This window comes from Streptomyces racemochromogenes (assembly GCF_044129415.1).
GTDB lineage: Bacteria > Actinomycetota > Actinomycetes > Streptomycetales > Streptomycetaceae > Streptomyces > Streptomyces racemochromogenes_A.
Window position 1 is genome coordinate 1 of the sequence record NZ_JBBDHD010000204.1, and the last position, 8,383, is coordinate 8,383.

An 8,383-nucleotide genomic window follows, 5' to 3' on the forward strand; every position below is an offset into this window, starting at 1 on the left:
CGTTGATTTTTGGCACGCTGTTGAGTTCTCAAGGAACGGACGCTTCCTTCGTACTCACCCTCTCGGGCTTTCCTCCGAGCTTTCGTTCTTGCGATTCAGACTCTATCAGAGTCTTTCTCGCTCGCTTTCCAGGTCCTTCGCTTTCGCTTTTTCCCTTTCCGGCGGCTCCGACTCTATCAGTGCTTTTCCTTCTCTCCGACCACCCTCCGTCGCACCACAAAGGCACGCCGAAAAGGAGTGGGGATCGAGATCGTCACTGCTTGAGGAGGAGTCCCGTCCATCGACTGTTCGCGAGATGTTCACGGAACACGTCTCGGCGGGAGTCACGACAGTACAGCTCCCGTGCAGCGCAGGCAAATCCATTCACGCGTATGGTCTAGTCCACCGGTCTAGTCCACTAGTCTCCGTGTCTAGCAGGTGCGCCCGGGTCGGGAACCGGCATCGGGCGAACCTGTACAAGCTGTGCAATATCCTTCACACGAAGCAGCCCCACCCCCTGGGAGGCCCCCCATGACCAGCGTGACGTCCCCCCTCGCCGGACGCGCCATCGGACTCGCGGCAGTGCCCGACCCGGTGTTCTCCGGCGCGATGGTGGGTCCAGGCACCGCCATCGACCCCGTGCGCGAGCCCTCGGCCGCGGTGTCCCCCGTCGACGGTGTGGTCGTCTCCCTGCACCCGCACGCGTACGTCGTGGTGGACGGTGAGGGGCACGGCGTGCTGACGCACCTCGGGATCGACACCGTCCAGCTCAACGGCGAGGGCTTCGAGCTGCTCGTGAACAAGGGCGACACGGTGGTCCGCGGCCAGGAGGTCATCCGCTGGGACCCGGCCGCCGTCGAGGCCGCCGGGAAGTCCCCCGTGTGCCCCGTCGTGGCGCTGGAGGCGACGGCCGACTCGCTTTCCGGTCTGGTCGAGTCCGGGGACGTCAAGACCGACGACGTCCTGTTCGGCTGGCAGTAGGACCTCAAGGCGTCCGCCTGCTCCCGCGGGCGAGTCGGACATCCACCGCGGCGGCTCCGCCCGCCGCTCAATCGGAGACGGTGAAATGGAGACAACGCTGCGAGGCGTCGGCGTGAGCCACGGTGTGGCGATCGGCGAGGTGCGGCACATGGGTACGGCCGTGCTGGAGCCGCCGGCGAAGCAGATCGCCGCGGACGAGGCGGAGCGCGAACAGGGGCGCGCCCGTCAGGCCGTGGAAGCCGTGTCGGCGGACCTGATGGCCCGCGGCCAGCTGGCCGGCGGCGAGGCACAGCACGTGCTGGAGGCCCAGGCGATGATCGCCACGGACCCCGAGCTGATGTCGGACGTGGACCGGCGGATCGTCGTCGGCAGCACGGCCGAGCGCGCCGTCTACGACGCGTTCGCGTCCTACCGCGACCTGCTGGCGGGAGCCGGGGAGTACATGGCCGGCCGGGTGGCCGACCTGGACGACGTGCGCAACCGCATCGTGGCCCGCCTGCTGGGCGTGCCGATGCCGGGTGTGCCGGACAGCGACGAGCCGTACGTGCTGATCGCGCGGGACCTGGCCCCCGCGGACACCGCGCTGCTCGACCCGGCGCTGGTGCTCGGCTTCGTGACCGAGGAGGGCGGGCCCACCAGCCACAGCGCGATCCTCGCGCGGGCGCTCGGCGTGCCGGCCATCGTGGCGCTACCGGGTGCCGGGGAGATCGCCGAGGGCACGGTCATCGCCGTGGACGGCAGCACGGGCGACCTGTTCGTCGAGCCGAGTGCCGAGAAGCGGGCGGAGCTGGAGGCCGCGGCCGCCGAGCGGAAGGCGGCGCTGGCCGCCTCGTCCGGTCCGGGCGCCACCTCCGACGGGCACAAGGTGCCGCTGCTGGCGAACGTGGGCGGGCCGGCGGACGTGCAGGCGGCCGTGGAGGCCGGGGCGGAGGGCGTGGGCCTGTTCCGCACGGAGTTCCTGTTCCTGGACGACAGCGAGAAGGCCCCGTCCGAGGAGAAGCAGGTCGAGTCGTACCGCAAGGTGCTCGAAGCCTTCCCCGAGGGCCGGGTGGTCGTGCGCGTGCTGGACGCGGGGGCCGACAAGCCGCTGGACTTCCTCACGCCGGCGGACGAGCCGAACCCGGCGCTGGGCGTACGGGGTCTGCGTACGCTGCTGGACCACCCGGAGGTGCTGCGTACGCAGCTCACGGCGCTGGCCAAGGCAGCCGAGGGGCTGCCGGTCTACCTGGAGGTCATGGCCCCGATGGTGGCCGACCGGATCGACGCGAAGGCGTTCGCGGACGCCTGCCGCGAGGCCGGTCTGGTGGCGAAGTTCGGTGCGATGGTGGAGATCCCCTCCGCCGCTCTGCGGGCGCGCTCGATCCTGCAGGAGGTCGAGTTCCTGTCGCTGGGAACGAACGACCTCGCGCAGTACGCCTTCGCCGCCGACCGCCAGGTCGGTGCGGTGTCGCGGCTCCAGGACCCGTGGCAGCCGGCGCTGCTCGACCTGATCGCCATGTCGGCCGAGGCCGCCAAGGCGGAGGGCAAGAGCTGCGGTGTCTGCGGTGAGGCGGCGTCGGACCCGCTGCTGGCCTGTGTGCTGACGGGTCTGGGTGTCACCTCCCTGTCGATGGGTTCGGCTTCGATCCCGTACGTGCGGGCGACGCTGGCCAAGTACACGCTCGCGCAGTGCGAGCGCGCGGCCGCGGCCGCGCGGGCCGCGGACAGCGCCGAAGAGGCGCGCGTGGCCGCGCAGGCGGTGCTGTCGGGCGAGTAGCCGGACGCGCGCCGTACCGATCGAGGGGCCTTCGCCGGCGGCGGGGGCCCCTCGGTCGTTTCCGCACCGGGCGGGCCCTCGGCTAGTCGTGGGGGCCGGGGCCGTCGACCTCGTATCCGGCGCAGTATTCGACGCCGGGTTCCGGGGCGACGGGGTCGCCGGTGTCGGCGTCCGTGCAGTAGGCGTCGAAGACGGCGGCGGCGCTCAGCGCGAGCAGGCGGCCGCGGTCCAGGCGCCAGCCGTGGACGCGGTCGCGGAAGCCCTCGGTGGTGCTGCGCAGGACCAGGCCGCCGGGGCCTCCGAGGGCGAGGCCGGCGGCCAGGACGGTCAGGAAGTCGAGTTCGTCGCGGCCCCGTGTGCGGGGCGGGCCGCCCGGTTCGGCGGGGCCTTCGGCGTGCAGGACGGCGGTGAGCTGCTCCTCCTCGGTGGGGATGCTGCACACGAGGTGGTGGTGGCCGGGGCCGGCTCCGTCGACGAGGCGGCGCAGGAGGGTGGAGGCGCGCTCGAAGGAGGCCCGGCCGATGTCCTCGCCGCAGTCGGCGCATTCCCCGACGCCGGCGAGCACGGCGCCGGCGTACTCCCAGGTGGCCTGGCGGACGGCCGCGTCGACGAGGAGGGGTACGAGTTCCTCGACGGGCTGGCCGGTGTAGGGCAGGGCGGGACCGCAGGCGAGTTCGGCGGTGAAGCGCGTCCGGGTCGGGGCGCTGTCGGGGTCCAGGCCGTGTTCGGCGCAGTAGTCGGCGTACTCGTCGGGGTCGAAGAGGGCGACGGTGGTGTGGATGCCCTGGGCCGCGAGGGAGCGGAGCAGGGCGTCGATGTGGCGGAGGTAGTCGGTGTAGTCGTGGTCGGGGTGGAAGGCGAAGGTGGGGTAGTCCCGCATGGCCGCGAAGTCCCTGGCGTCGGCGAGGAGGCCGACGGTGCTGGGGACCTCGCGGCGCAGCTCGCGGCGGAGGCGGGAGGTGGGTCGGGACGGGTCGGGCGTGGTGTTCATGGCTCCCCCTGAGTGGCGCGCCGGGCGGCGCGACGACTTGCTCACTCAGCGTAACCATGCCCACTGACAGTCACCGCCGGGTGCGGCCGAGCTCCTCGTAGAAGGCGAGCAGGTCCGGGTTGTCGACCGAGCCCGGGTTGACGGCCTTGGCCATCGGGGTGCCCTGGAGGAGGCGCTTGACCGGGACTTCGATGCGCTTGCCGGTCAGGGTGTGCGGCACCGCCGGGACCTCGATGACCTCGTCGGGGACGTGGCGCGGGGAGAGCTGCTCGCGGATGGTGGCGGCGATCTTCTTGCGGAGGGCCTCGTCGAGGACGGCTCCGGGGGCGAGGTGGACGAAGAGCGGCATCCAGTAGCCGCCGTTCGGCTCCTCCAGGCCGATGACCAGGGACTCCTTGATCTCGGGAAGGCGTTCGACGGCCTCGTAGATGTCCGCGGAGCCCATCCGGACGCCCTGCCGGTTGAGAGTGGAGTCGGAGCGGCCGTGGATGACGACGGATCCGCGGTCGGTGATGGTGATCCAGTCGCCGTGGCGCCAGACGCCGGGGAACATCTCGAAGTAGCTGTCGCGGTAGCGGCTGCCGTCGGCGTCGTTCCAGAAGTGGATCGGCATGGAGGGCATGGGGGCCGTGACGACGAGCTCCCCGACCTCGCCGGTGAGGGGCTTGCCGGAGGGGTCCCAGGACTGGAGGTCCGTGCCGAGGCAGGCGGCCTGGAGCTCTCCGATGTGGACGGGGAGGGTGGGGACGGCGCCGGCGAAGCAGCTGCACACGTCGGTGCCGCCGCTGACGGAGGCGATCCACAGGTCGTCGGCGACCTCGTCGTGGAGCCAGCGGAAGCCGTCGGGCGGCAGCGGGGATCCGGTGGTGGCCACGCACTTGACGGCGGAGAGGTCGAAGTCGCGGGCGGGGTGCACCTCGGCCTTCTTGCAGGCCATGACGTAGGCGGCGGAGGTGCCGTAGAGGGTGGCCCCGGTGCGCTCGGCGATGCGCCACTGGGCGCCGGTGTCGGGGTATCCGGGGCTGCCGTCGTAGAGGACGACGGTGGTGCCGGTGAGCAGGCCGGAGACGAGGAAGTTCCACATCATCCAGCCGGTGGAGGTGTACCAGAAGAACCGGTCATCGGGTCCGAGGTCGCAGTGCAGGCCGAGCTGCTTGAGGTGTTCGAGGAGGATCCCGCCCTGCGACTGGACGATCGCCTTGGGCGCGCCGGTGGTGCCGGAGGAGTAGAGGATCCACAGCGGGTGGTCGAAGGGGACCGCTTCGAAGACGGGTTCGGTGTCCGAGGAGGTCAGTTCCGACCAGGCGCGGGTGCCCTCCGGGGCGGGCGTGCCCAGGAGCGGGATGTGGACGACGGCGCGCAGCGAGGGCAGGCCTTCGCGCAGCTCGGCGACGGTCTGGCGGCGGTCGTGCTGCTTGCCGCCGTAGCGGTAGCCGTCGACGGTGAACAGGACGACGGGTTCGACCTGCTCGAAGCGGTCGAGGACGCTGCGGGCGCCGAAGTCGGGGGCGCAGGAGGTCCAGACGCCGCCGACGGCGGCGGTGGCGAGGAGGGCCACGACCGCTTCGGGGATGTTGGGGAGGTAGCCGCTGACCCGGTCGCCGGGGCGGACGCCGAGGGCGCGCAGCTCGGCGGCGAGGGAGCCGACCTGGCGGCGGAGCTCGGCCCAGGTGACGGGGGTCGGCTCGTGGGTCTCGTCGACGTGCAGGAGGGCGGCGTCGGCGGCGCGGGCGGGGTCCTCGGCGGCGCGCAGGGCGTGCTCGGCGTAGTTGAGGGTGGAGCCGGCGAACCAGCGGGCGCCGGGCATGGTGCGGTCGGCGAGGACGCTCTCGTAGGGGGTGGTGAACCGTACGTCGAACCACTCCGCGACGGCCTGCCAGAAGGTGTCGAGCTCGTCGACGGACCAGCGGTGCAGCGCCGGGTACCCGCCCTCGGCGGGGGCGTCGAAGCGCTCGGCCGCCCAGGCCTGGAAGGCGGTGACGCGGGCCGCGGCGATCCTGTCGGGGCCCGGGGACCAGAGGGGTTCCGGCTGGGTGGCAGAGGTCATGGGTCGGCTCCCGGTCAAGTCTGTGGCTCGCGCTTCGTGTGCGTACGGTGCCACCGCTGCGGCGGTGTGCGCGCGGCGGCTCACAGGGACGATGCCATGTGATCGACATCCGCACCAGGGCCGTCTCCGGGGCCGGGTGTTCCGTTCGCGGGTGAACGGCAGCTGAACGCCGCCCGCTCGGCGGGGGGCCGGTGGCAGGGTGACGCCATGGACGGTCGTGAACTGGTGCGTGCGGTGGCAGAGATCGGTACGGCGCGCGGGCGGCGCGCCTGGCGCGCGGCGCTGCGCCACCGCCGGACGGACGCGGAGGGGCTGCCTCCGCGGGGGCCCGAGCGGGCTCGGGTGCCGGGGCTGCTGGAGGGTACGGAGCCGCGGCCGGGCGGGGGCGTGCTGCGGTTCGCGCGCAGCGAGCTGACCGTGCGGGTGGTCGTGGGCGGTGCGGTGTTCTGGGGCTGGGACGGCGCCGCCGCGGAGCCCTCGTACGCGGTGCTGGGCGGCGGGCCGGAGCCCGATCCGCGGGCGGTGCTGGAGCCGGACACCGGGGGCGGCTGGCGGGTGGTCTCGGAGCGGGTCACGGTGGCGGTGTCCCGGCACGGTGCGGTGGAGGTGCGGACCCCGGGCGGGGCCGTGCTGCGGCGGGAGCTGCCGCCGCGCTGGTGGGATCCGGTGGAGGGGGCGGCTCCGGGCGGCTCGCGGTGGCTCCAGCGGGCGGAGGTGCCGGCGGACGCCCGGTTCTTCGGGCTGGGCGGGCGGGCGCGGGGGCCGCGGCTGCGGGACGGGGAGTACCGCTTGTGGAACACCGACCCGAAGGGCGGGTTCGGGCCGGGCACCGATCCGCTGTACATCACGATGCCGGTCCAGGTGGTGGTCGCGGACGCCGGGACGCACCTGGCGTTCTACGACAACACCTGGGACGGGCGGGTGGTGCTGCGCGAGGGCGAGGAGGGGGCCGGTTCGGGGGCGGACCGGCCGGGGTCGAGCGAGCTGCGCCTGGAGGGCGGGCCTCCGCGGTGCTGGGTGCTGCCGGGGACCCCGGCGCGGGTGGCGCAGGGGTGGGCGGGTCTGACGGGGTCGCCGGCCGTGCCGCCGGAGTGGGCGCTGGGGTACCAGCACGCGCGGTGGGGTTTCGGGGGCGAGGCGGAGGTGCGCCGGGTGGTGGCCGGGTACGCGGAGCGGGGGCTCGCGCTGTCGGCCGTGCACCTGGACATCGACCACTACGACGGGCACCGGGTGTTCACGGTGGACCGGGAGGCGTTCCCCGATCTGCCGGGGCTGGCCGGGGAGCTGGGCGGGGCGGGGGTGCGGCTGGTGTCGATCGTGGACCCGGCGGTGAAGGCGGGGGACGCGGTGCACGCGTCGGGGCTGGAGGTCGGGCCGCACGGGGCGTTCGTGCGGGACGGGAAGGGGCGGGAGGTGCGGGGGGAGGTGTGGCCGGGTGAGTGCGCCTATCCGGACTTCACGGATCCGGCGGTGCGGGAGTGGTGGGGCGGCCTGTACGGGGAGCGGCTCGCGCAGGGTTTCTCCGGGTTCTGGCACGACATGAACGAGCCGGTGTCGTTCGCTCCCTGGGGGGACGCGACGCTTCCCCGGTCGGCGCGGCACGTGCTGGAGGGGGCGGGCGGCGATCACCGGGAGGGGCACAACGTGTACGCGCTGGGGATGGCGCGGGCGGGGTGGGAGGGGCTGGTGCGGCTGCGGCCGGGCGAGCGGCCGTTCCTGTTCTCCCGGTCGGGGTGGGCGGGGATGCAGCGGTACGGGGGCACGTGGTCCGGTGACGTGGAGAGCAGCTGGGAGGGGCTGCGGGCGTCGCTGGCGCTGGTACTGGGGCTCGGGCTGTGCGGAGTGCCGTACTCGGGCCCGGACGTCGGGGGCTTCGGGGGCTCGCCGTCGCCGGAGCTGTACCTGCGGTGGCTGGAGCTGGCGGCGTACCTGCCGCTGTTCCGGACGCATTCGGCGATCTGGGCGGGGCGGCGGGAGCCGTGGGAGTTCGGGCCGGAGGTGGCGGAGGGGGCGGCGCGGGTGCTGGCGGAGCGGGAGCGGCTGCGGCCGTACTTCGTGACGCTGTCGCACCTGGCCAGGCGGACGGGGGCGCCGTACGTGCGGCCGGTGTGGTGGGGGGCGCCGGAGGACCGGAGGCTGCGGGACTGCGAGGACGCGTTCCTGCTGGGGGACGCGCTGCTGGTGGCGCCGGTGCTGGAGTGCGGGGCGGACCGGCGGGCGGTGCGGTTGCCGCGGGGGCGGTGGTACGACACGGCGACGGGGGCGGCGCACGAGGGGCCGGGGCAGGTGCTGCTCGACGCCCCGCTCGGGCGCGCGCCGGTGCTGGCGCGGGCGGGGTCGGTGCTGCCGGTGCGGCGCGGGGACGGGTCGGTGGGCCTGGAGGCGTGGGCTCCGGCGCGGGGGCGGACCGGGGGCGGGGTGGTGGTCCGGGATCCGGGGCCGGGGTTCGAGGCGGGCGAGGTGGAGCGGTACACCGTGCGGTGGGCCGCGGAGGCGGTGGTGGTGGAGGACGAGGGGGGCGCCGTGGTGAGCGGGGTGGAGGTGCGGGGGGTCTAGGTGTTCTGTCCCGGGAGGTTGTGGACGGGTGACGCAGGTCTCGGCTGAGGGATCTTGAACGGGTGAGGGCCTT

The 8,383-nt window shown here is 73.7% G+C and carries 5 protein-coding genes; 3 read left to right on the forward strand and 2 right to left on the reverse strand.

The features are described from left to right. Positions 1-510: 510 nt before the first annotated feature. Both WDV06_RS35105 and ptsP read left to right on the forward strand, forming a co-directional pair. The gene (locus tag WDV06_RS35105) at positions 511-960 is read left to right on the forward strand and encodes a PTS sugar transporter subunit IIA (RefSeq protein WP_395513870.1); all 450 of its coding nucleotides are present in this window, start codon (positions 511-513) and stop codon (positions 958-960) included. Between the two features lie 85 nt (positions 961-1,045). Then, positions 1,046-2,716 carry a phosphoenolpyruvate--protein phosphotransferase gene (gene ptsP / locus WDV06_RS35110; protein ID WP_395513871.1) on the forward strand — a complete coding sequence of 557 codons (1,671 nt, stop codon included), beginning with the start codon at positions 1,046-1,048 and terminating at the stop codon, positions 2,714-2,716. A gap of 82 nt (positions 2,717-2,798) precedes the next feature. Here the strand turns inward: ptsP and WDV06_RS35115 are convergent, their stop codons facing one another. Both WDV06_RS35115 and WDV06_RS35120 read right to left on the reverse strand, forming a co-directional pair. After that, positions 2,799-3,707: a hypothetical protein gene (locus WDV06_RS35115; protein WP_395513872.1), complete on the reverse strand. Its 909-nt coding sequence runs from the start codon at positions 3,705-3,707 to the stop codon at positions 2,799-2,801. Between the two features lie 70 nt (positions 3,708-3,777). Next, complete coding sequence (locus WDV06_RS35120) at positions 3,778-5,754, reverse strand: acetoacetate--CoA ligase (RefSeq protein ID WP_395513873.1); 1,977 nt, start codon at positions 5,752-5,754, stop codon at positions 3,778-3,780. A 207-nt stretch (positions 5,755-5,961) separates the two neighbouring features. Between WDV06_RS35120 and WDV06_RS35125 the strand changes: the two genes are divergently transcribed. Further along, a complete protein-coding gene (locus WDV06_RS35125; RefSeq protein WP_395513874.1) occupies positions 5,962-8,310 on the forward strand; it encodes a glycoside hydrolase family 31 protein in 2,349 nt (782 codons plus the stop codon). Positions 8,311-8,383: the final 73 nt, after the last annotated feature.